The organism is Streptomyces sp. NPDC033845 (assembly GCF_055576225.1).
This window is the reverse complement of record NZ_JBVIRI010000006.1, coordinates 309,365-328,646: the sequence shown is the minus strand read 5'-3', so window position 1 is coordinate 328,646 and position 19,282 is coordinate 309,365. Positions and strand designations below refer to the sequence as shown.

Sequence of the window (19,282 nt, the reverse complement as noted above, 5' to 3'; positions counted from 1 at the left end):
TATGCCACTGCTGCGAGACGACGCCCTGTCCGCTGCCTTCGATCACGCCGCGGCGCGGTACGACCTGCTGGTCGCGGCCAGTCCCGGCTACCACGGCCATCTGCGCCGCTCGGCCCGCCGCCTGGGCCTGCCCCACGAGGGCCGCGGTGCCCGGGTCCTGGACCTGGGATGCGGTACCGGCGCGTCGACCGCCGCCCTGCTGGCGGCCGCGGGCGAGGCCGAGGTGACGGGGGTGGACGCATCGGCCGGCATGCTGGAGCGGGCCGCGGCCAAGAAGTGGCCGGACCGGGTCCGATTCGTCCAGGGGTCTGCCGACCGGCTGGCCGAGGCGGGGGTCGACGGGCCGTTCGACGCCGTCTTCGCCGCCTACCTCTTCCGCAACGTCCCGGATCCCGATCGGACGCTGGCCGCGGTGCGTGCCGTGATGGCACCGGGTGCGCGCATCGCCGTACACGAGTACGCGCTCAGTGGCGGGGCGCTGCACAGGGCGGTGTGGACGGCGGTGTGCCGGACGGTGATCATGCCGCTGGGACGGGCCGGGGGTGACGCGGGGCTCTACGACCACCTGTGGCGCAGCGTGCTCGGTTTTGACACGGCGGAGCGGTTCGCGGCGCGGATGCGGGCCGCGGGATTCACGGAGGTGCGGGTGCTGCCGCTGCCGGGGTGGCAGACGGGCATCACGCACACGTTCGTCGGGCGGGTGGCCGCGTGAGCGGGGGCCGCCCGGGCCGTGACCGGCTGGCCCGGCGTGTCGAGCCCCGGGGCGGGCGGGCCCGGATCGAGGGGGAGCCACCGCGGGTGGCGGTGGTGGGCGGCGGGATCGCCGGCCTGTCGGCGGCCACCGCGCTCGCCGAGCGCGGGGTGCTCGTCACCGTGTACGAACGGGACGCGCAGCTCGGTGGCCGGCTGGCGGGATGGGGGGTGCGGCTGGCGGACGGTTCCCGGGCGACGATGAGCCGGGGCTTCCACGCCTTCTTCCGGCAGTACTACAACCTGCGGTCGCTGTTGCGCCGCACCGATGCGGGGTTGTCCGGCCTGACGGGGCTGGCCGACTATCCGCTGCGCCACCGCGACGGCGGGCAGGACAGCTTCGCGCGGGTGCCGCGCACACCGCCGCTCAGTGCCCTCGGATTCGTCGCGCGGAGTCCCACCTTCGGCTGGCGGGATCTGGGGCGGATGGACCCGCGGGCGGCCCTGCCCCTGCTGGACGTCCGTGTCCCGGGGGTGTACGAGGCGCTGGACGGGGTGAGTGCCACCTCGTTCCTGGAGGGCATCCGTTTCCCGGAGGCGGCCTACCACCTGGCGTTCGAGGTGTTCTCGCGGAGCTTCTTCGCGGATCCGGCGGAGCTGTCGGCGGCGGAGCTGGTGCTGATGTTCCACATCTACTTCCTGGGATCCAGCGAGGGGCTGCTGTTCGACGTGCCGCGCGAGCCGTTCCCGCAGGCGCTGTGGGACCCGCTGGCCCGCCATCTGGGCGGGCTCGGCGTCGAGATCCGGACGGACACGGCGGTGCTGGAGGTGCGCCCGGTCGGCGAGGAGCGGGTGGAGATCGTCGCGGAGGGGGCGGCGCCCCGACGCTTCGACGGTGTGGTGCTGGCCCTGGACACCGGCGGGCTGCGCGGGCTGGTCGGCGCCTCGCCGGAGCTGGTGGATCCGGTGTGGCGGGCCCGGGTCGCGGGGTTGCGGACGGCGCCGCCGTTTCTGGTCTCCCGTCTCTGGCTGTCTCGGCCGGTGGACGGCGACCGGCACGGTTTCCTCGGTACCAGCGGGTTCGGCGGCCTCGACAACGTGAGCGTCCTGGACCGGTGGGAGGGTGAGGCCCACCGGTGGGCCTTGCGGACCGGCGGTTCGGTGGTGGAGCTGCACGCCTACGCGGTGGACCCGGCGGAGAGGCGTCCGGAGGTCGAGGAGCGGCTGGTGCGACGGCTGCGCGAGGTGTATCCGGAGACGGCGCACGCCGGCATCGTCGACGTGCGGCACGAGTGGCGCGAGGACTGCCCCCTGTTCACGGTCGGCGGATACCGGGACCGGCCCGCCGTCCGGACGGGCGACGTCCGGGTGGCTGTCGCCGGTGATCTTGTGCGTACGGGTCTTCCGGTCGCGTTGATGGAGCGGGCGGCCACCAGCGGTTTCCTGGCGGCGAACGCCCTGCTGGAGCGGTGGGGCGTGCGGGGCGAGACCTTGTGGACGGTGCCGGACGGGGGGCGTACGGCCGCGGCCCGGGCGCTGGCACGCCTGGGCCGGCGGCCGGACCGTTCGCCGTGACGGCCCGCCGTGCTGGTGCGGGCAGGGTTCAGCCGGGGAAGCGGCCGGTGTCGCGCAGTTCCCATCGGCGTTCGGCGTAGGCGAGGTCGTCCCTCCACAGACGGCCCGCGGTGCGGCTGATGAGGGGGCGCAGCAGGGGGGCGGCGGCGCGGGCGAGGGTGAAGCCCAGGCGGTGGGAGGTGGCGATGACGGCTTCGGTCACCCGGGTCCGGGGCCGGCCGTCGCGGCCGGTTCCGATGGGGGTGGCGTGGGTCTCCACGACGGATCCCCGGCCTTCGCCCTCGGTGATGCGCATGACGACGGTGCGGGGGCCGGGGGCGGTGAACTCGGCGGTCACGGGGACGACCACGCGCCGGGTCAGCTTGAAGGAGACCCGTACGGTCAGGACGTCGGCGCCGTCGCCGTCGCGGTCGCCGTCGTCGTCGTCGTCGAGGACGGTGAGGTCGACGAAGGAGTAGGGGTGGAGCCACGCTCCGTGCCAGGGGTCGAGGCGGTTGGCGACGATGTCCTCGGGCTCGCACGTGCCGGTCCCGGTGTAGACGGCGGCCACCGAGTCCGCGGCGGCCGGACGGTGCGGCACGGCGGGGGCGTCGAGGGGGCTTTCGCCGCCGTGATCGTCGAGGCGCACCCAGGTGAGGACGCCGTCGTCGTGGGCGGGGTAGGGGTTCCAGCCGGCGAAGGGGGCGCCGGTGAGGGCGAGCCCGTGCCAGGGGCAGACCAGGGTTCCGCAGCGCACCGGGGCCTCGGCCAGGGCGGCGCCCAGGTGCGGGCAGGCGCCCGGGCCGGCGACGAGGGCCCCGGCCGCGTCGCGCCAGGCCACGATCTCCGTTCCCGCCACCGTGGCCCCGTAGCCGGAGTCCGGGCGGACCGCGGCGCTGGGGCCGAGGACGTACCAATTGCCGGTGGGGCGGGCCCGGGCCCGTTCGAGGGCGGCGGCAATGAGACGGGGCGAGGCGTCCCGCCAGGTCGGTCGCTGCCGGTGCCAGGCGACCGGGTCACGGCGGAGGCTCACCGGGAGCCGCCGTCCGGGGCGCGGGCTCATCGCGAGGGCTCCTCGACGGCCGGGGCGGCGGGCGCCGCGGGTGAGGTCAGGCGGGCTGCCGCGATCCTGGCCGCTCCGGCCGCCGCGACGGCTGCCCGCCGGGTGAGGGGCACCGAGGAACGGCGGTGGACGCTGGCGTAGCCGTCGCGGGCGACGGCGTCGAGGATCTCGCCGTAGAGCACGAAGGCGGTGTGCACGCAGGGCCGGGAGACGGGTGCGAGCATGTCCAGGCCCGGTCGGGCTCGCGCGTAGAACCGGCGGGCCAGCGCGGTGGCGGCGCGCAGGGCGCTGGTGATGCGGGGGTCGCGCTGTCCGGTGCGGCGGCTCCAGAGCAGCAGTTCGCGGTCCACGCCGTCGGCGGCGAGGAGGTCGGCGGGCAGGTAGACGCGGTCGCGGTCGAGGTCCTCGCCCACGTCGCGGATGAAGTTGGTGAGCTGGAAGGCCTCGCCCAGTGCGGCGGCGTGCGGGGTGGCCTCGTCGCGCGCGGTGGTGTGGCCGAGCACGGGCAGCATTTGGAGGCCGATGACGGCCGCGGAGCCGTGCATGTAGCCGCGCAGTGCGTCCAGGGTGGGGTAGTCGGTGACGGTGAGGTCGCTGCGCATGGAGGTGAGGAAGTCGTCGAAGTGGCTGTGCGGGATGCGGTAGCGGTGCGTGGTGTGGGCGACGGCGGCGACGACGGGGTGGTGGGGGCCGGGCCCGCCCGTGATCGCCGTGCGGAGGTCGTCGGAGAGGGCCCGCAGGCGCCGGGCGCGGTCGGTGGGCGCGGCGGGGGCGTGGAGGTCGTCGACGATGTCGTCCGCGAGGCGTGCGAAGGCGTAGAGGGCGTGCACGGCGGGGCGGCGGTCGGGGGGCAGCAGGCGGGTGGCGAGGAAGTAGGTCTTCCCGTGGCGGGCGTTGAGGCGGCGGCACTGGTGGTAGGCGACGCGCAGGGCGGGGTCGGTGATGGCGGCGGCGTCGAGTTCGCGTCGGGTCATGCGGAGCTGCCTTTCGTGGCGTCGGACGCGGGTGCCGGGGGGCGGTGACGGCTGCCGGGCGGGCCGGTGATGCGGGCGGCGGCCAGGCGGCCGGAGATCAGGACGGTGGGGACGCCCACGCCGGGGGTCGTGCCGCAGCCGGCGAGGACGGCGTTGGCGGTGCCGCGTACGAGGTTGTGGGGGCGGAACGGTCCGGTCTGGGCGAAGGTGTGGGAGAGGGAGAAGGGGGTGCCGGCGGGGTGGCCCTGGGCGGTCCAGTCGGCGGGGGTGAGGAGGGCCTCGGTGTCGATGGCGTCGGCGAAGCCGGTGAGGCCGCGGTGTTCCAGTTCGCGCAGCAGGCTGTCCCGGTAGCGGGGGCCGAGGTCGTCCCAGGAGGCGGCGGAGGGGCCGACGCTGGTGTTGGGGCAGGGTGCGAGGACGTAGTGGGTGTGCTTGCCGGGAGGGGCCAGGCCGGTGTCGGTGGCGGTGGGGCGGGTGATGAGGAGAGAGGGGTCGGTCATGAGGCGGCCGGTGCGGGTGAGTTCGTGGAAGGTCTGTTTCCAGGCGGCGCCGAAGGAGATCGTGTGGTGGGCGAGCTCGGGCCAGGTGCGGTCGGTGCCGGCGTGCAGGACGACGGCTGACGGGGAGTGGCGCGGGGCGAGCGGGCGCCGGGGGCGGGCGCCGAGCAGCCGGTAGGAGACGGGGAGGTCCGGGGTCAGGACGACCGCGTCGCAGGGGATGCGCTGGTGGTCGGTGACGACGGCGCTGATCCGGTCGCCCGTGCGCTCCAGGCGGGTGACGGTCTGGCCGTAGTGGAGGGTGGCGCCCGCGTCGGAGGCGGCCGCGGCCATGGCGGTGGGTACGGCGTGCATGCCGCCTTCGGGGAAGTAGACGCCCGCGACGGTGTCCATGTAGGCGATCACGGCGTAGGCGGCGAGCGCGCGGGCCGGCGGGACACCGGCGTAGAGGGCCTGGAAGGAGAAGACGCGCTGCAGGCGTTCGTCGGTGATGAAGCGGCCGATCTGCGGCTGCAGGCGGCCGAACCCGCCGAGTGCGGCGAGGCGGGCCAGGTCCGGGTGCAGGAGGGAGAGCGGGGAGTCGAAGTTGGTGTCGATGAACCGGCCCATCTGAACCCGGTACAGGTCGTGCAGCCACTGGCGCAGTCGCCGGTACCCGGCCGCTTCGCCGGCTCCGGCGAAGCGTTCGACCTCCGCTTCCATGGCCTGGGCCCCGGTGTGGACGTCGAGGCTGCTGCCGTCCGCGAACCGGGCGTGGTAGGCGGGATGGAGGGGATGCAGGGTCAGCCGGTCGGACATGTTCTGGCCGACCGCGGCGAAGGCTTCCTCCAGCAGGTGCGGCATGGTCAGGACGGTGGGGCCGGTGTCGAAGCGGTAGCCGTCGCGTTCCAGGAGGCCGGCCCGCCCTCCGGGCAGGGGGTCGCGTTCGACGACGGTGACGGTTCGGCCCGATCCGAGCAGGTGGAGGGCGGCCGAGAGACCGGCGAGCCCGGCGCCGATGACCACGACGTGGTCGGTGCGGCCGTTGATCGTCCTCATGGGGCGTCTCCGTGGTGGCTGGTTCGTTCGAGGGCTGTGTCGCACCGGGGTGCCGGGGAGGCCACGTGTCTCAGCAGTTCACCCAGTCGTTGGGCGGCGGGGCCGTGCAGCTGTGCCGCCGCGAGGTGGCGTTCGGACGCGCGCGCCAGGCGTTCGATGTGACGTTCCATCCGCGCCGGTGCGCCGGTGGCGTGCAGGGCTTCTCGTACGCGCGTCAGGGTCGGGCCGGAGAGGGGTTCGCCGCTCCCCCGGCATGCGTCGAGGAGGTCGAGGAGGGAGGTGGTGCCGGCGGCTCGGGCCCGGGAGTGGGCCAGGGACAGCAGGTAGGTCGCTTTGCCGGACCGGATGTCGTCGCCCGAGGGTTTGCCGGTCACCTGGGGGTCTCCGAACACGCCGAGCAGGTCGTCGCGGAACTGGAAGGCGATGCCGGCGCAGCGCCCTGCGGCGGCCAGGGCGCGGGTGGTGGGACCGTCGGCGCCGGCGAGTGCCGCGCCGAGGGCGAGCGGGTGTTCGACGGTGTAGCGGGCCGTCTTCAGACGGACGGTGCGGACGGCCTGGCCGGTGGAGCGGGAGGAGGTCGCCTGTCCGTGCAGGTCGAGGTACTGGCCCGCGACCATTTCCGTGCGCATGGCCCGCCAGATCCGCAGGACGTCGGTGCGCACCGGAGGATCGAGGTCCGCTGCGGCGACCAGGTCGTCCGCCCAGGACAGCGCGAGGTCCCCGGCGAGGACGGCGGCCGACTGGGCGAACGGTGAGGGCCGGCCAGGATCCTGCGGGGGCGGGGCCGACGGGTACTGGATCTCGATCTGCGCATGGAAGGAAGGGCTGCCGCGGCGGACGGCGGACTGGTCCATGACGTCGTCGTGGACCAGGGCGCAGCTCTGGATGAGTTCGAGTGCGGCGCCGAGGGTCAGGGCGGCGGGCACGTGGCCGTCGCCGCCCCCGCAGGCCCGCAGGGCCCACCAGAGGAACCGGGGCCGGACGCGCGAGCCGCCACCGAGGGTGAAGGCGGTGAGCCGCTCCGCGATGTCCGCGGCGAAGACGGCGTCGAGAGACCGGCAGCGGGAGAGGAACTCGGCGCAGCGGAGCTCCAGTTCACGGGTGACGGCATCTTCCACGTGCAGGTCGACCGTGGCTGCCGCGGGGATGGTGGGCGGTGTACCGCGCACGGCCGGCGGCCGGGGTTCTTTGACGATGTGACAAGCGACCGACTCCGCGTGCATGTGGTCCTCCGTGTCGTGAAGCGGTGCTTGCCACGTGCTTCCCCGTTCACCCGCCCGCCGGATGCACTCGGTGCGGTCGCCCGTGGCCTCGCCAGCTATGGGTCCCCCGCCGGGCAGGAGGATCAGACATCTTGGCCGGGCGTTCCACCCGATGGATTGACGGTCTTGATCCGTACTCGGCAGCTGATCGTTTCCGCAGGTCACGCGGCGGGTTCTGGGCACGGCGGGGGGACGGCGGCGGATCGGCGGCGGCCGGGGAGCGTCCGGACAGGAGTACGCGGGCGGCCCCCGGGCCCGTCGCGGCCCGGGCGGTGTCCGGGGGTGTCCGGGCGTGGCGTGCACCCGCCGCTAGGGCTCCGTCCCCGTGCCCCGGCGGACGGGTGCGAGACGTCGTTCGATCAGCTCCAGCCCCGACCTCAGGCCCGTCAGCTGCCTGGTGCCGCTTTGCGAGACGGAGTTCCATCCGGGGCCGGCCACAAGCAGCGAACTGTGGGATCTCGCTCCCCGCACCCCCCACTGGACTCCCTCCACGGCGCTCACCAGCTCCGCCGCGGCGTGGGGGGACTCCTGGGCCCACACCACCACCAGGGACGGGCCCACCCGCAGTACCGCCTGGCGCAGGGCTTCCACCGGAAGCGCCGGACCGAACATCTTCACGGGCAGGGCGCGCTCCGTGAGGGCGGCCCAGAGAGCTTCCAGTGGAAGGCTGTGGAGTTCGCCCGGCGCGCAGGCCAGCAGGATCGGCCGGACCCCCTTGCGGGGCGGCCCGCGACGGTCACGCCGGCGCCGCAGGGCCGAGGACACGAGCCAGGACAGCAGGTGCTCGACCTCGACGTACCGTTCGCCCGCAGAGGCCCATTTGCGGCCGGCCGCGTGCAGCGTCGGCGCAATGATCTCCTCCCAGGCCACCACGCACCCGTGGTCCTCGATCGCCCGGTCCAGGAGGATCTCCACCGCGTCCCCGTCCAGTCTCACCGCCGCCCGCGCAAGACCGCGGCACTCGGCCCGGACGGGCCCCAGCGGAAGCGTCGCGGGGCCCCCACGAGCCGGCCCCGTCCTGGCCGCGGGCGCGTCCTCCTCGTCCCGGATCGTCCCCGAGGCCCGTGCCCGGGCGACTCGGGCGGCCTCTGCGGGCGGCACGCCCCGCGCGGTCAGGCGGCACATGTCCTCCAGGCAGGCGATGTCCTGAGGGAGCCAACGCCGATGCCTGCCCGCGTCACGGACGGCGGGACCGATCGCGTAGCGCCGCTCCCACGAACGCAGGGTGCCCGCCGCCACGCCGAGCTGCTGGGCCACGGCCCCCGTGCTCATCCCGGCCTGGGGTTCCGGCCGCGTCGGAGGGTTCGTCCGGACCTTCACCGGTTCAGCTGCCAGATGGATGCGTTGAGGGCGGTCGCGAAGGCCACCCACGACACGTACGGGAGGAGCAGGAGCGCCGAGATCCGCCTCAGCCGCCGGAACAGGACGACGGTGGTGGTGAGGGCGGCGAGCAGCAGGACGATGTCCAGCAGGGCGAGCCCGTACCGGCGGGCCGCGAAGAACACGGGGGTCCAGGCCAGGTTGAGGGCGAGCTGCACCCACCAGCAGGCGAGGGCCCGCCGCACGCGCGGGCGATCGGGGTGACCCTGGACCAGCCAGGCGGCAATCGCCATCATGCCGTACAGCACGGTCCAGACGGGCCCGAACAGCCAGGCCGGCGGGGCCCAGCCGGGCCGTTCCAGCGCCCCGTACACCTCACCCGCGTCGGCGGCGGCGAGCCCTCCCAGCGCCGCGACGCCGTAACTCACGGTGAGAAACCCCGCCAGCGTCCACCACTGCCGCGATCCGCGAGGGCGGGCCGGACGTGACGTCGGTGCGGGTGTCGCGGAATGTGCCACGGCCTGCTCCCGGTGTATTCGATGACTGACTCCTCTTCGGCCGGTGCGCCGCCGCCGGATGCGCGGGGCGTTCGCGGGGACCGTTCGCCCCGGTATCGCACCACACCGGGGCGGTGCGGCCCGGCGGTCGTCCGTCGCGCCTTCCGTGCGGTCAGCGTCCGGTGGAGGGCCCGCCCGCGAGTTGGTCGACGAGGGCGCGTACGGCGACGGCCGGGTCGCCGCCTTCCGGCAGGGCGGGTGGCCGTCCCACCACAGGCCGGTTCGAGAAGCCCGTCTCCAGATGCGGGAGCCGGAAGTCGAACACCCGGAGCCGTCTGGCCCGGCCCTCGCGGCCCAGGACGCCGAGCCAGCAGCTCAGGGCGGTTTTGGCCGCCGCGTAGTCGGCTGTGCCGAGCATCGGCCGGTCCACGACCGCTCCCGTCACGGCGGCCAGGAATCCGCCGTCGGGCACGCGGGAGACGGCACCGCGCAGCACGGCGGCGGGGCAGAGGGCGTTGACGGTGAACAGGTGCTCGACGACCGCCTCGGGCATTTCCTCCACCCGCCCGAATCCGGCTGTTCCCACCGTCACCAGCACGCCGTCCAGCCCTGCCAGCTCCTGCTGCGCCCATGCCGCCAGGTGGGCGCAGTTGTCCAGGTCGTACGCGTCGAACTCGCGTACGGGTACTCCGCCGAGGCCGTCGGCCAGGGCCGCCAGTCGGCCCGGGTTCCTGCCGGCGAGGGCGACGGCGGCGCCCCGGGCCCGCAATTCGCGGGCCGCGAGCCCGCCGAGGACCCCTCCGGCACCTGCCACCAGTACCCGTGATCCGCGCATGCCCGGTTCGGACGGGCCCGAGCCGGCGTCCATGTCGGCGCTCTCCCCTACAGCCCGGCGATCCGTGCCACGAAGAAGCCGGCCACGAGGACGGCGCCGAGCACGATCAGCCCGAGGAAGATCCACGGATGGTCCCAGATGCCGCCGTCGGGTCGTTCTTGGTGCGCTTCCTTCGTGGAACCCTCCGCCGAGGGGGTTTCCTCCGGCACCACAGGGCGGGCGCTCATGGTGACTCCTCTGCGAGACGGTGTCGTGCGTACCGGTCAAGCGTCCGGCGCGGACCGCCGGCCCGCACCTCGCATCGTTGATGCACCGGTTCGGGCCCCCTGCGGCCGGCTCCCCGAGGGGACTGAGCGGGGCGGTCCCACCGCGTCCGTGACACGGAAGGGCGGGGAAGCGGCCGCAGCACGGCCGCGTTCCCCGCACGGTCACCGCGAGACGTCGCCGGCGTCGGCGGAGCTCGCGGTGGGCACGGTCGGACCGTGAGGGAGGGAGGGGACCGCCCGGCCGATGGGAGCGGGACGGGACGGTGAGGGCCGTCCCGCTGCCCGGTCGGCGTGGCGGCTCCGCCAGTACGGGTTGTCGTGCGGGAGCCTGCCGGAGACGCGGCCGTACATCCCGAAGGTCATGATGATCAGGCCCATGGCGAAGCTGAACACGACGTTCGTCATGCCGAAGTCGAGGACGTTGGCGTCCTTGTCGAGGACGAAGAGGTGCGCGAACCCGCTGAGCAGGAACAGGACTCCCACAGTGATGTTGAGGGTGGAGGCGAAATTTCCGCCGATGAAGGCGCCCGCGGCGAGCGAGAGCCCGACCCCGACGGAGATCCCGCTGAGGGCCGTGTTCGTGGTCATCCCCGCGATCGTCTCGCCCCGGGTGTCGAACGGACTCAGGGCATCCGCGAAGCCCAGGGCACCGAAGGCGATCAGGGCCAGGCCGCAGAGCAGGGCGCCGTAGCGGTAGACGGTGGCGAGGCGGTGGTCGACGGGCAGTTCGTCACGGAGCTTCATGCCGGCTCCTCCCGGAGGATCGTTCCGATGCGGTGCGATGTCACTTCTCGTAGTTCGCGAGGGCCAGGCCGAGGCCGAAGAACGTGGGCGCCCACTCGCCGACGAAGATCCCCCACCGGTCTGCGCGCTCGATGTCCTCGCGGCTGCTGGAAGCGAGCCACGACGCGAGCGACAGGCCGATGGACAGGGTGGCGGCCAGATAGGCGTGCTCACTCTTCACCCCTGCGTCGTGCAGCCTTTTGACGATCATGATGAAGCTCCTTCTGATCATTCCGGAGGAAACAGCCGACCCTTCGGAGGGGATCCTGACTCCCTGACGCTATGCAGAGCAGACAAGCCAGGCAATTTGCACCTTTTATGCATCGCTTCGGTGCCGCCGAGCGGGGCCGCTCACCGGCCGGCCCGACGGCTGCTGCGGGCGAATTCTCAGGGGCGCCTCAGGGGTTCGTCCAGGAGGCCACGGCGGCCACGTTGCGTGAGGCTTCGAGCAGTCCGCAGACCTCGCCGGCATCAGCCTCCACCGCAGGTGGTGATTCGTGTGCTTCCCGCTCCGACCGGAGCGACCGAACCCAGCGAACCGGACGGGCCGGGTGCCGGCTCCGGGAGACGCACCATGGAGGTGATCACTTCGTGACGGCAACCAGTGGCGCCCGGACCCGCACCGCGGACGAACCGGTTCCCACCCAGGTCGGGGCCCGGTCGATCCACGAGGTTCTGGCCAGCACCAGTGCCTTGGTCACGCCCGCCCTGCGCCAGGCGGTGGCCACCCTGCAGCCGGACATCCGTCATCTGGCCGGAGTCCACTTCGGATGGTGGGACAGGGCCGGGACCCGAACCGACCTTCCGGCGGGGAAGGCCGTACGCCCGGCCCTGGCACTCACGGCCTGCCAGGCCCTCGGTGGTCGGGCGGAGGATGCCCTGCCGGCCGCCGTTGCCGTGGAACTGGTCCACAACGCCTCCCTGCTGCACGACGACATCATCGACCACGACGAGATGCGCCGCGGGCGCCCCGCCCTCTGGCACCAGTACGGTGTCGCCGCGGGCATCCTCGCCGGTGACGCCCTGTTCTTCCTGGCGATCGGCACGCTGAGCGCCGCCGGCCCCCGCCTTGCCGCCCAGGGTGTTTCCCGCCTCACCTCCGTGGTCCAGGCACTGGTCGGCGGGGAATACCACGACACGCTCTGGGAAGAGCGGACGGAGCCCACCCTCGACGAGGCCATCGCCATCGCCGACGCCAAGACCGGCGCTCTGATCTCCGGAGCGTGCGTCCTGGGAGCCCTGGCCGCCGGCGCCGACACCGACCGCACCGCGCATCTGGAGGCCTTCGGCCACCACCTCGGCTCCGCCTTCCAACTCACCGACGATCTCCTGGGCATCTGGGGCGATCCCGCGACCACCGGCAAGCCCCGTTGGTCCGACCTGCGTGCCCGCAAGAAGTCCCTGCCCGTCACCGCCGCCCTCACCAGTACCCACCCGGCCGCGGACACGCTGCGCCGCCTCTACCAGCAAGATGTCGACTTCACCGACGCCCAGTTGGCCGAGATCGCCGATCTCGTGGAACAGGCGGGCGGCCGACGCTGGGCCGACGCCGCTGCCCGGCGGCACGTCGGCCATGCGACCGACCGCCTTCGTGCGCTTCGCCCCGCACCGGGCCCCGGCGCCGAACTGGGTTCCCTGGCACACCTCATCACCCATCGCGACCGATGAATCGAAGGGTGCGGAGTCGACCACGTCCGTCCCTGCACCGCGGGGCCGGAAGGGGCGCCGCACCGGGCGCGGCACGATCCTTGGCACCCCGGTCCGTGACGACCGAGGCCGGACGCCGTCGCTGTCCACCCCCAGCCGGTACGCAGACCACAACACGCGACGCGGGAGACAGACATGTCGAGGAGCCTTTCGATCCCGACAGCGCCGAGGGCGCTGCCACTGCTGGGACACCTTGTGCCGTTGGCAAGGCGGCCCCAGTCGTTCATCGCGGCACTTCCGCGCTACGGGGACCTCGTGAAGATACGGGTGGGTCCCGCGGAGATCGTCGTCGCCTGCACTGCGGAACTCACCCGCCAGGTGCTCCTCGACGACAAGACCTTCGACAAGGGCGGCGTACTCTACGAACGGTCGCGCGAGGTGGTCGGAAGCGGTGTGCTCACCTGTCCTCATGAGGGGCACCGCCGACAGCGCAGAATTGCCCAGCCGTCATTCCACCCGAACCGGTTCCCCGGCTACGCGTCCGTCATGGTTCGTTCATCTGTACATCGTGTCGAATCCTGGCGCGATGGAGGAGTCGTCGATGTTCCCAACGAGATGTCCCACATGGCTGCCCAAGTCACTGCCGACACGCTCTTCACCGTGGAACAACCGCCATTCCTCGTCGAGGACATCGACACCATCGTGAAAGGAATGGGCCGGCGCGTCCTGGTGCCTCCGGAATTGGGCCGACTACGGCTTCCGGGTGACGCCGCCTACCGCAAGGCGTCCGCACGCCTGCGGTCGGCGGTCACCCGCACCATCGCCGACCGCCGCTCCAGCCGAACCGACCACGGCGACCTGCTGTCCGCATTGCTGGCGGCCCACGACCCGGAAGGCGGCGACAGCGTGATGACCGACGAGGAGGTCTTCGACACCGTCCTCGCCTTGTACCTGGCCGGGACCGAGACCACGGCGACAACCCTCTCCTGGGCCCTCTACGAGATCTCCCGCGACGAGGACCTCCAGCAGAGAGTGCAGCGAGAAGTGGACGCCGCCCTCGGCCACGAGGACGTCACCCATACGGACATACCCAAGCTGGAGCTGATCGGGCGCATCGTCACGGAGACCCTGCGCATGTACTCCCCGGCCTGGATCCTCACCCGAAGGGTCACCGCGGCAACCGAGCTGGCCGGCTACCCGCTGCCCACCGGAACGACAGTCGCCCTCAGCCCACACCTCATCCACCACCGGGAGGACCTGTACGAGAAGCCCGGGTCGTTCGATCCCGATCGCTGGGACCCCCACCACCGAACCCCGCCGCCCCGCCATGCCCTGCTCCCCTTCGGGGGCGGGGCCCGCAAGTGCATCGGCGACGTATTCGGCAGCACGGAAGCGATCCTGGCCCTTGCCGTCATCACCAGCCGATGGCACCTGACACCGTCGTCCGGTCAGGCGAAGCCGGCCGCACTGCGCGTCATCACACAACCTCACAACGTGAAACTCCGGACGCTGCGCAGGAAGTGACCTTCCGCCTCGTCCGCAGGATCCGCGCAACACCTCGGCTCAGCTCACCCGAACCTCCCCTCACAGCCCGCCGTATGAGTGACCGGAGACATTGATGACAGCGGAGTTTCCTCAGGAGTTCTGGACGTTCTACTGCCCGTTCCCGGAGGAGACCCGAGCGGACGCGGACCGGCTGCGCCAGAACAGCGTCAGCTGGGCGCAGGCGTTCGATCTGGGCCGCGGCGACGCGTCACTGGCCGCGGTCTACGGAACGGCCGGGGCCGCCGTGGTCTCCCATGCCTTCCCCCACACCCCTGCGGGCCTGGCCCAGGCGTTGGCGGACTACAGCGGGTGGGCGTTCCTGGCCAACGACGAGGTCGTCCCGGATCCGGGGACGGTGAACACCTACGACCTCGTCCATACCGTCTCCCGGTGGGCGCGCCTGATGCGTTCGCCCCATTCCTGGACGGGCGCGCCGACCGGCCGTGAGACCGTCCTGGAACGCGCGCTTCGGGACGCTCTGGTACGCATGCGGGCCGGCATGAGCTCTCTCCAGTACGACCGATTCGCGGCCGCTCAGACCAGTTGGCTGCACGACATGCTGTGGGAGACGGCCCTGCGCGAGCAGGGTGCCTCGCTCACGGTGAACGAGTACCTCGCCATGCGGATCGGCGCGGTCGGCGTGTACGCGACCATCGGATATCTGGACGCCGTCGAGGGCGTCGAGCTCTCCGCGCAGGAGTTCGCCTCCCCGAAGGTCAGGGCTGCGGCCGAGGCCGGCCTGTTGGCCGCCACCCTGGACAACGACCGGTACTCCCTGGTGAAGGAAACGCGGCTGGGACAGGAGAAGTACAACCTGTTCTCCGCCCTTCAGCACGAGCATCCGGGCCGGTCTCTGCCGCAGATCATGCGGGAAGCGGTGGGGATACGCGACACGTTGGTGGGAATCTACCTGCGTCTGCGCGACCAGGTCCTCACCGATGCCGGCCCGGAACTGCGCCGCCATTTCACGGCGATCGACCGGGTGCTCTCCGGCAACCTCACCTTCGCCGCCAAGGCGCTGCGCTACTTCAGTCCTGACACGGTGCCCCACCTCCAGCGGACTCACACACCGTCTGCGCACGCCACGGACGGCCCCCTCCCCTACCCGACCATCGCCTGGTGGTGGGATCAGCTCTCGGCGTGACCGGGCCCCGATTCGAGGCGTGTGCGAGCGCCGTCTGCGGTGTGTCCACGGGTACCGCACATGAGCGGGTCCTCAATTCCGGGGGCCGGCGGAGCGCCCGCGGTCGGGCGCAGACCGCGCGCGGCGCGGGGGCCGGGAGCCGCGTGGCGGGGGTCAGGTGGTCCGCGGCGCTCGGAGCGGGGCTCCGGCCGCGTGGAGGCTGGCGAGGGTCTGCCGGTAGGACTCGACCAAGCTTGTCTCCAGATGGCTGACCCCGAGTTCCTGGCAGTGACTGTGGACGACGGCCTGCGCCCTGCGCAGGTGCGGGCTGGGCATGCTCGGGAAGAGGTGGTGCTCGATCTGGTAGTTGAGACCGCCCAGGACGATGTCGGTCAATCGGCCTCCTCGCACGTCACGGGAGGTCAGGACCTGGCGCCTGAGGAAGTCGGGCCGCTCTGCACCCCGCAGTACCGGCATGCCCTTGTGGTTCGGGGCGAAGATCGAACCGAGGTAGACGCCGAAGAGGCACTGGTGGACGAGGAGGAACGCGACCGCCTTGCCGGGTGGCAGCGCCAGGAACAGCACACCGAGGTAGGTGGCGAAGTGAGCGGCGAGCAGGCCCCCCTCCCATGCTCGCCGCCTGAGCGAGCGGTCGAACAGCGACCGCACTCCGGACACGTGCAGGTTGAACCCCTCCAGCAGGAGCAGCGGGAAGAAGAGGTACGCCTGCGAGCGCCCGAGCAGCCGCGGCAGGCCTTTGGCCGTGCGGGCCTGGTCCTGCGTCCAGACGAGGATGTCCGGGTCGAGGTCGGGGTCGAGGTCTTCGTGGTTGGGGTTGGCGTGGTGGCGGGTGTGCTTGTCCTGCCACCAGCCGTATCCCATGCCGATGCCGAGGTTGCCGGCGATGCGCCCGGACACCTCACTGGCCTTGCGCAGTCGGAACACCTGCCGGTGGGCGAGGTCGTGCGCGAGCAGGGCCACCTGCCCGAACACCAGAGCGAGGAAGGCGGCCGCCGCCAGCGTCCACCAGCTGTCGCCGATCAGGAAGAGGGCCGTCCACCCGGCGGCGTACAGGGCCGTCACGGCCGCGATGCGCACGGCGTAGTACCCGGGGCGCCGAGCCATGAGGCCCGCCTCCTGGATCTTCCGGGAGAGTCGGGCGAAGTCGCTCCCCGCACCAGCCCGTACGGGGGGAGGACGCACCGCCTGAGAGGAATTCATGATCAGGAGCCGCTTTCTGGTCCGTCGCGGAGGAGCGGCCCCGGCACCTGTGGAACTCCCGGTGCCGGGCCCCGCCGGCCGGCGGGGTGCTCCCCTCGTCCTGCGCATACCCGGGATATCGACATCGACGTGATTCGCAGCGCTCCACCTTGGCCCCGACCTCGGGCAACCCGCCTCCGGCGCTGGGAACCGACCGGACCGGCACGGTACGCAGGACCCGCGGGCGGCAGAGCCCCTGCCCCGAACGGCCGCGGTTGTCGGAATGGGCTGGCGCCGACCGATGAGTTCCTCCATGATCCGCAGTCATAGACCGTGAACCGTGAACCGTGAACCGTGAACCGCGGGGCCGCACCCGCCCCGCCGAGAGCCAGACCCTGACACCTGACACCTGACCCGCACCCTGACAATCGACTGCGAGGAACCCGAGATGCGCACACTGATCAGCACCGCCTTCGTCTCGCTCGACGGCGTCGTGGAAGCCCCCGGCGGCGAGCCCGGATACCGGAACTCCGGCTGGACCTTCAAGGACATCGACTTCCTTCCCGAGGCCTACGAGATCAAGGGCCGCGAACAGAAGGAAGCTGCCGCGCTCCTGCTCGGCCGCACCAGCTACCAGGCATTCAGCCCGGTGTGGCCCGACATCGAGGACTTCGCCGAATACAAGACGATGCCGAAGTACGTCGTCTCCACCACCCTCACCGAAGACGACCTGGCCACCGACTGGGGCGAGACGACGATCCTGCGCACCCTTGACGAGGTCGCCGCGCTGAAGGAGACCGAAGGCGGCCCGATCATCGTCCACGGCAGCGCCACCCTCAACCACGCCCTCTCCGACGCCGGCCTGATCGACCGGTACCACCTGATCGTCTTCCCCCTGCTGCTCGGAGCGGGCAAGCGACTCTTCAGCACGACCGACAAGGACACCCAGAAACTGAAGCTCGTCGAGCACGAGGCCTACGCCAACGGCCTGCAGAAGAACGTCTTCGACGTCATCCGCTGACCGGACCGCCGCAGGACGAGCCGGTCAGCCCGCCCTCTCCCGACCACGGCGCCGCCTGCCCCGCGACGTCCGTTCTGCCCGCTCCTCAGTGGGTCTCCAGGTCATGGGCCGGGTCCTCATCAGGTTCGGGGGTGGTGGCGACGAGGATCTGGGCGGCCTCGGTGATGTTGTCGGCGTGGACGGCCCGGGCCATTGCGTTTCGGGCCGCCTCCGGGGTGGTGTCGGGGGGCAGCACCAGCAGGGCGAAGTGGTCGTTGTGGCCGCGGGTGATGAGAACGGTGCTGTCGCCGACCGGGTCCGAGTCCAGGTGGACCACCTGGCCGTCGACGACCAGGCGGGTGGGTACCGTGTTCCAGGAGGAGGCATCCACGCCGACGCGGGTGATCGGCCCGAGATGTCTGGTCAAGACGCTGATCAGCGGAGGCAGTTCATTCTCGATGGCGCGGGTGCGCGGCCACCACGCACCGTCCAGGCGGCCCTCCCGAGACCGTGTGGTCTCCAGCCGGAGCAGCGCCGTGCCGGGTTCGACCGCCGTGTGGACCGCATCGGGCAGGAGCAGCGGCGACCTCTGAGGAATGCCGGAGTCAGTGGTCATGTGGACCCGCCCGTCGATGGATGCGGCTGCGCCGTACGCGAGGCTGCCGTTCCACGGTACTCCTCTCGTCCGCACCGCTGCTCTCCACGGTGACCAGGGAACACGACCACGTGAAGGACACCGGGACCCAGACACTGCCCTCGCTCGGACACGCCGAGGTGCGGATCATCGCGCACAGCCCCCGCAGCCGCCCGATCAGTGAGCGATTTCGGCGTGGCCACCGATCGGGTGATGCCGGTGGCTGTGACTTCGGGCAGTGACGGCAAAGCGGTCGGCGGCGTCGCATCTGAACGTCCCGCCGTACCGTGCGTCACCGCGAACCGCATCCGGTCGCGGGCGGGATCAGATGCGGACGTGCGCGGCCCCTCTCAGCCGTGCTCGGAGGGGGGAAGGAGCACACGCCGCCCCCCGGCGGCCACCACCCTGCCGCTCGCGGAGCCGCAGGACCTCCTCCACACCCGGGGTTTCGATAGCCCCTGGCACATCCTCATGATCTTGATACACGGACGGCTCCGGTGAATCATTGATTCGACCCGCAGAAAGCGGGGCCGGACCCCGTAGCCCGTGCCCGGCCATGCGGACCGGCCCGCCTTCGCGTGAAGGGGGGCCGGCCGGTTCTCCGGGTGCCTAGGGTGCGGCGGGTTTACACGGGTCCCGCCTTGACCCAGGAACTCTGGTACGGGGGGTTGAGATGACTGTAAGCGAGAGTCACATCGGCCACTCCGTAGTCGCCGAGGGGGCTGGTCGTCTGGTCCTTCAAGAATCCGGACATGCACTCGAACGGCACGGAGCCCGGTACGGAGCTGGGCACGATGTAAAGATTGAAATGGCAGATGGGGGTACCGATGTTGGGGTCACTCGCCAGGTTGATGCTTGCAATGTAGACGGGCATCCAATAGCCATTGGTGACGGTGGCCGTCAGGTTCTCGTACGGTTCGTTGTTGTACTTCCCGAAGAATCCCTTCTGCATGCAGAGTTTCATCTTAAGGCCCGGGAAATCGGCTGACAGCTCCTGAGTCTTGCACACTGGACTATTGTAGATCGCCGCATGCGCTGGAGAGGAGACGAGCATCGATAGGGCCAGGCCGGCGGTCGCTGCAAATGCGGCGAGGGAAGTCTTGTTCAGCTTTCGCTTCATGTGTTTCGCCTCTCAGAGTTCTCTTTTCGTTGCCCGCATTTCCCTGCTGTGCAGTGAGATGAATTTAAGGAAAGTCCGGCGGCGAGTACACAGGGGGTCGGCCCCAAGATTGCGTCCCCAGAGCCGCCGAGGAACCCCATGGCCGGTATCAGCGACCCGATATTCGGGACCTCCACTGCCCCGCTGTCCGAATCCTCGGGTTCTGGTCGGGGCGGGCCGCCGAGGCACGCGGCA

The 19,282-nt window shown here is 71.7% G+C and carries 19 protein-coding genes; 6 read left to right on the top strand and 13 right to left on the bottom strand.

What is annotated here, in order from left to right; genetic code table 11:
• Window position 1 precedes the first annotated feature (1 nt).
• Window positions 2-712 (top strand): class I SAM-dependent methyltransferase, encoded by a 711-nt coding sequence (locus ACZ50K_RS16155; RefSeq protein ID WP_468903051.1) that lies wholly within the window; start codon window positions 2-4, stop codon window positions 710-712.
• Complete coding sequence (locus ACZ50K_RS16150) at window positions 709-2,265, top strand: FAD-dependent oxidoreductase (protein ID WP_468903049.1); 1,557 nt, start codon at window positions 709-711, stop codon at window positions 2,263-2,265. Before ACZ50K_RS16155 ends, ACZ50K_RS16150 begins: the two co-directional genes overlap by 4 nt.
• A gap of 28 nt (window positions 2,266-2,293) precedes the next feature.
• Here the strand turns inward: ACZ50K_RS16150 and ACZ50K_RS16145 are convergent, their stop codons facing one another.
• From ACZ50K_RS16145 to ACZ50K_RS16100, 10 genes are all read right to left on the bottom strand, one after another.
• Complete coding sequence (locus tag ACZ50K_RS16145) at window positions 2,294-3,307, bottom strand: DUF5914 domain-containing protein (RefSeq protein ID WP_468903047.1); 1,014 nt, start codon at window positions 3,305-3,307, stop codon at window positions 2,294-2,296.
• The gene (locus ACZ50K_RS16140; protein WP_468903044.1) at window positions 3,304-4,281 is read right to left on the bottom strand and encodes a phytoene/squalene synthase family protein; all 978 of its coding nucleotides are present in this window, start codon (window positions 4,279-4,281) and stop codon (window positions 3,304-3,306) included. The genes ACZ50K_RS16145 and ACZ50K_RS16140 overlap by 4 nt, the downstream gene beginning before the upstream one ends.
• Entirely contained in the window at window positions 4,278-5,816 is a 1,539-nt protein-coding gene (locus ACZ50K_RS16135) for a phytoene desaturase (protein ID WP_468903042.1), read from the bottom strand. The genes ACZ50K_RS16140 and ACZ50K_RS16135 overlap by 4 nt, the downstream gene beginning before the upstream one ends.
• A complete protein-coding gene (locus tag ACZ50K_RS16130) occupies window positions 5,813-6,985 on the bottom strand; it encodes a polyprenyl synthetase family protein (RefSeq protein ID WP_468903040.1) in 1,173 nt (390 codons plus the stop codon). The genes ACZ50K_RS16135 and ACZ50K_RS16130 overlap by 4 nt, the downstream gene beginning before the upstream one ends.
• Before the next feature lie 402 nt (window positions 6,986-7,387).
• Window positions 7,388-8,350, bottom strand: coding sequence for a MerR family transcriptional regulator (locus tag ACZ50K_RS16125; protein ID WP_468903037.1), 963 nt, complete (start codon window positions 8,348-8,350; stop codon window positions 7,388-7,390).
• A 44-nt stretch (window positions 8,351-8,394) separates the two neighbouring features.
• Window positions 8,395-8,826 (bottom strand): TspO/MBR family protein, encoded by a 432-nt coding sequence (locus tag ACZ50K_RS16120; RefSeq protein ID WP_468903035.1) that lies wholly within the window; start codon window positions 8,824-8,826, stop codon window positions 8,395-8,397.
• Window positions 8,827-9,067: 241 nt separating this feature from the next.
• Window positions 9,068-9,763 carry an SDR family NAD(P)-dependent oxidoreductase gene (locus tag ACZ50K_RS16115; protein WP_468903033.1) on the bottom strand — a complete coding sequence of 232 codons (696 nt, stop codon included), beginning with the start codon at window positions 9,761-9,763 and terminating at the stop codon, window positions 9,068-9,070.
• Window positions 9,764-9,777: 14 nt separating this feature from the next.
• Entirely contained in the window at window positions 9,778-9,957 is a 180-nt protein-coding gene (locus ACZ50K_RS16110) for a DUF6480 family protein (RefSeq protein WP_468903030.1), read from the bottom strand.
• A 201-nt stretch (window positions 9,958-10,158) separates the two neighbouring features.
• Entirely contained in the window at window positions 10,159-10,740 is a 582-nt protein-coding gene (locus ACZ50K_RS16105; protein WP_468903028.1) for a DUF4383 domain-containing protein, read from the bottom strand.
• A 40-nt stretch (window positions 10,741-10,780) separates the two neighbouring features.
• Window positions 10,781-10,990 (bottom strand): hypothetical protein, encoded by a 210-nt coding sequence (locus ACZ50K_RS16100; RefSeq protein WP_468903026.1) that lies wholly within the window; start codon window positions 10,988-10,990, stop codon window positions 10,781-10,783.
• A 380-nt stretch (window positions 10,991-11,370) separates the two neighbouring features.
• Here ACZ50K_RS16100 and ACZ50K_RS16095 point away from each other — a divergent pair, with 380 nt between their 5' ends.
• The 3 genes from ACZ50K_RS16095 (at window position 11,371) to ACZ50K_RS16085 (ending at window position 15,115) form a co-directional block, all read left to right on the top strand.
• Window positions 11,371-12,447 (top strand): polyprenyl synthetase family protein, encoded by a 1,077-nt coding sequence (locus tag ACZ50K_RS16095; protein WP_468903024.1) that lies wholly within the window; start codon window positions 11,371-11,373, stop codon window positions 12,445-12,447.
• A gap of 174 nt (window positions 12,448-12,621) precedes the next feature.
• A complete protein-coding gene (locus ACZ50K_RS16090) occupies window positions 12,622-13,950 on the top strand; it encodes a cytochrome P450 (RefSeq protein WP_468903022.1) in 1,329 nt (442 codons plus the stop codon).
• Window positions 13,951-14,044: 94 nt separating this feature from the next.
• Entirely contained in the window at window positions 14,045-15,115 is a 1,071-nt protein-coding gene (locus ACZ50K_RS16085) for a terpene synthase family protein (protein WP_468903020.1), read from the top strand.
• Window positions 15,116-15,268: 153 nt separating this feature from the next.
• Here ACZ50K_RS16085 and ACZ50K_RS16080 read toward each other — a convergent pair whose 3' ends face one another.
• Window positions 15,269-16,315: a fatty acid desaturase family protein gene (locus ACZ50K_RS16080; protein WP_468903018.1), complete on the bottom strand. Its 1,047-nt coding sequence runs from the start codon at window positions 16,313-16,315 to the stop codon at window positions 15,269-15,271.
• A gap of 427 nt (window positions 16,316-16,742) precedes the next feature.
• Here ACZ50K_RS16080 and ACZ50K_RS16075 point away from each other — a divergent pair, with 427 nt between their 5' ends.
• Window positions 16,743-17,315, top strand: coding sequence for a dihydrofolate reductase family protein (locus tag ACZ50K_RS16075; protein ID WP_468903017.1), 573 nt, complete (start codon window positions 16,743-16,745; stop codon window positions 17,313-17,315).
• A gap of 85 nt (window positions 17,316-17,400) precedes the next feature.
• Here ACZ50K_RS16075 and ACZ50K_RS16070 read toward each other — a convergent pair whose 3' ends face one another.
• Window positions 17,401-17,910: a DUF5994 family protein gene (locus ACZ50K_RS16070; RefSeq protein WP_468903016.1), complete on the bottom strand. Its 510-nt coding sequence runs from the start codon at window positions 17,908-17,910 to the stop codon at window positions 17,401-17,403.
• A 643-nt stretch (window positions 17,911-18,553) separates the two neighbouring features.
• The gene (locus ACZ50K_RS16065) at window positions 18,554-19,048 is read right to left on the bottom strand and encodes a hypothetical protein (RefSeq protein WP_468903015.1); all 495 of its coding nucleotides are present in this window, start codon (window positions 19,046-19,048) and stop codon (window positions 18,554-18,556) included.
• Between the last annotated feature and the right edge of the window lie 234 nt (window positions 19,049-19,282).

Excerpts from the sequence above, each read along its gene's own strand:
- ACZ50K_RS16155 (WP_468903051.1), top strand. The coding sequence starts at position 2 with ATGCCACTGCTGCGAGACGACGCCCTGTCCGCTGCCTTCGATCACGCC.
- ACZ50K_RS16145 (WP_468903047.1), bottom strand. The coding sequence starts at position 3,307 with ATGAGCCCGCGCCCCGGACGGCGGCTCCCGGTGAGCCTCCGCCGTGAC.
- ACZ50K_RS16140 (WP_468903044.1), bottom strand. The coding sequence starts at position 4,281 with ATGACCCGACGCGAACTCGACGCCGCCGCCATCACCGACCCCGCCCTG.
- ACZ50K_RS16135 (WP_468903042.1), bottom strand. The coding sequence starts at position 5,816 with ATGAGGACGATCAACGGCCGCACCGACCACGTCGTGGTCATCGGCGCC.
- ACZ50K_RS16125 (WP_468903037.1), bottom strand. The coding sequence starts at position 8,350 with ATGAGCACGGGGGCCGTGGCCCAGCAGCTCGGCGTGGCGGCGGGCACC.
- ACZ50K_RS16115 (WP_468903033.1), bottom strand. The coding sequence starts at position 9,763 with ATGGACGCCGGCTCGGGCCCGTCCGAACCGGGCATGCGCGGATCACGG.
- ACZ50K_RS16110 (WP_468903030.1), bottom strand. The coding sequence starts at position 9,957 with ATGAGCGCCCGCCCTGTGGTGCCGGAGGAAACCCCCTCGGCGGAGGGT.
- ACZ50K_RS16105 (WP_468903028.1), bottom strand. The coding sequence starts at position 10,740 with ATGAAGCTCCGTGACGAACTGCCCGTCGACCACCGCCTCGCCACCGTC.
- ACZ50K_RS16100 (WP_468903026.1), bottom strand. The coding sequence starts at position 10,990 with ATGATCGTCAAAAGGCTGCACGACGCAGGGGTGAAGAGTGAGCACGCC.
- ACZ50K_RS16090 (WP_468903022.1), top strand. The coding sequence starts at position 12,622 with ATGTCGAGGAGCCTTTCGATCCCGACAGCGCCGAGGGCGCTGCCACTG.
- ACZ50K_RS16085 (WP_468903020.1), top strand. The coding sequence starts at position 14,045 with ATGACAGCGGAGTTTCCTCAGGAGTTCTGGACGTTCTACTGCCCGTTC.
- ACZ50K_RS16080 (WP_468903018.1), bottom strand. The coding sequence starts at position 16,315 with ATGAATTCCTCTCAGGCGGTGCGTCCTCCCCCCGTACGGGCTGGTGCG.
- ACZ50K_RS16075 (WP_468903017.1), top strand. The coding sequence starts at position 16,743 with ATGCGCACACTGATCAGCACCGCCTTCGTCTCGCTCGACGGCGTCGTG.
- ACZ50K_RS16070 (WP_468903016.1), bottom strand. The coding sequence starts at position 17,910 with ATGACCACTGACTCCGGCATTCCTCAGAGGTCGCCGCTGCTCCTGCCC.
- ACZ50K_RS16065 (WP_468903015.1), bottom strand. The coding sequence starts at position 19,048 with ATGAAGCGAAAGCTGAACAAGACTTCCCTCGCCGCATTTGCAGCGACC.